Origin of the sequence: Paraburkholderia humisilvae (assembly GCF_902859855.1) — a bacterium.
In the GTDB taxonomy this organism is placed as follows: Bacteria; Pseudomonadota; Gammaproteobacteria; order Burkholderiales; family Burkholderiaceae; genus Paraburkholderia; species Paraburkholderia humisilvae.
In genome coordinates this window covers 1-1,537 of sequence record NZ_CADIKH010000317.1, presented here as the reverse complement: position 1 = coordinate 1,537, position 1,537 = coordinate 1, and the positions used below count along the sequence as shown (strand labels likewise).

General features: G+C 67.7%; 2 protein-coding genes. Both read left to right on the top strand.

Translation table 11 applies throughout. The features are described 5' to 3' along the window. Nucleotides 1-723 (top strand): electron transfer flavoprotein subunit beta/FixA family protein (locus tag HV796_RS42225; RefSeq protein WP_246356400.1); only part of this gene is annotated, 723 nt, incomplete at its 5' end. A 17-nt stretch (nucleotides 724-740) separates the two neighbouring features. Further along, nucleotides 741-1,537 (top strand): electron transfer flavoprotein subunit alpha/FixB family protein (locus HV796_RS42220; protein WP_175233541.1); only part of this gene is annotated, 797 nt, incomplete at its 3' end.

The window sequence follows — 1,537 nt, the reverse complement described above, 5'->3', positions numbered from 1 at the left end:
GTGGTCGACTACAACGTGAAGGTGCGCGTGAAATCGGACCAAACGGGCGTGGACATTGCGAACGTGAAGATGTCGATGAACCCGTTCGACGAGATCGCGGTGGAAGAGGCGGTGCGCCTGCGCGAAGCGGGCGTGGCGACTGAGGTGATCGCGGTGTCGGCGGGCGTGGCGCAGTGCCAGGAGACGTTGCGCACGGCGCTCGCGATCGGCGCGGACCGGGCGATCCTGATCGAATCGAACGAGGAACTGCAGCCGCTGGCGGTTGCGAAGCTGCTCAAGGCGCTGGTGGACCGGGAACAGCCGCAGCTGGTGATCCTCGGCAAGCAGGCGATCGACGACGACTCGAACCAGACCGGCCAGATGCTGGCGGCGCTCGCCGACCTGCCGCAGGCGACCTTCGCGTCGAAGGTGACGGTCGCCGACGGCCACGCGACGGTCGCGCGTGAAGTCGACGGCGGCGCCGAGACGCTCACGCTGACGCTGCCGGCGGTGGTCACCACCGACCTGCGCCTGAACGAGCCGCGTTACGTGACGCTGCCCAACATCATGAAGGCGAAGAAAAAGCCGCTCGAGACGCTCAGGCCGGACGACCTGGGTGTGGACGTGAAGCCGCGCCTGAAGACGCTGAAGGTCAGCGAGCCGCCCGCGCGCAGCGCCGGCGTGAAGGTGCCGGACGTGAAGACGCTGGTTGAAAAGCTGAAGAACGAAGCCAAGGTGCTGTAAGCGCGGAGCGAGACAAAATGACGATTCTGGTAATTGCTGAACACGACAACGCGGCGCTGAAGGCCGCGACGCTGAACACCGTGGCTGCTGCGCACGCGATTGGCAAATTCGTGGGTGGCGACATCCACGTGCTGGTCGCGGGCCACCACGCGCAGGGCGCCGCCGACGCGGCCGCGCAGGTCGCGGGCGTCGCGAAGGTGCTGCTCGCCGACGCGCCGCAACTGGCCGCGGGCCTCGCGGAAAACGTCGAGGCGACGGTGCTGCCGCTTGTGCGGGATGCGGCCCGGCACTACACGCACATCGTTGCGCCGGCCACGGCGTACGGCAAGAACATTGCGCCGCGCATCGCGGCGAAGCTCGATGTCGCGCAGATCAGCGACATCACCGCGGTGGACAGCGCCGACACGTTCGAGCGTCCGATCTATGCGGGCAACGCGATCGCGATCGTGCAGTCGCAGGACCCGGTCAAGGTGATCACGGTGCGCACGACGGGCTTCGATCCGGTGGCCGCGCAGGGCGGCAGCGCCGCGGTTGAAAAGCTCGACGCGGCGGCCGACCGGGGCATCGCGCAGTTCGTGAGCCGCGAGGTGACGAAGCTGGACCGTCCGGAGCTGACGAGCGCGACGATCATCGTGTCGGGCGGCCGGGGTCTGGGCAGCGGCGAGAACTACACGAAGGTACTGGAGCCGCTCGCGGACAAACTCGGTGCGGCCATGGGCGCATCGCGCGCGGCGGTCGATGCGGGTTATGTGCCGAATGACTATCAGGTCGGACAGACCGGCAAGATCGTCGCGCCGCAACTGTATGTGGCGGT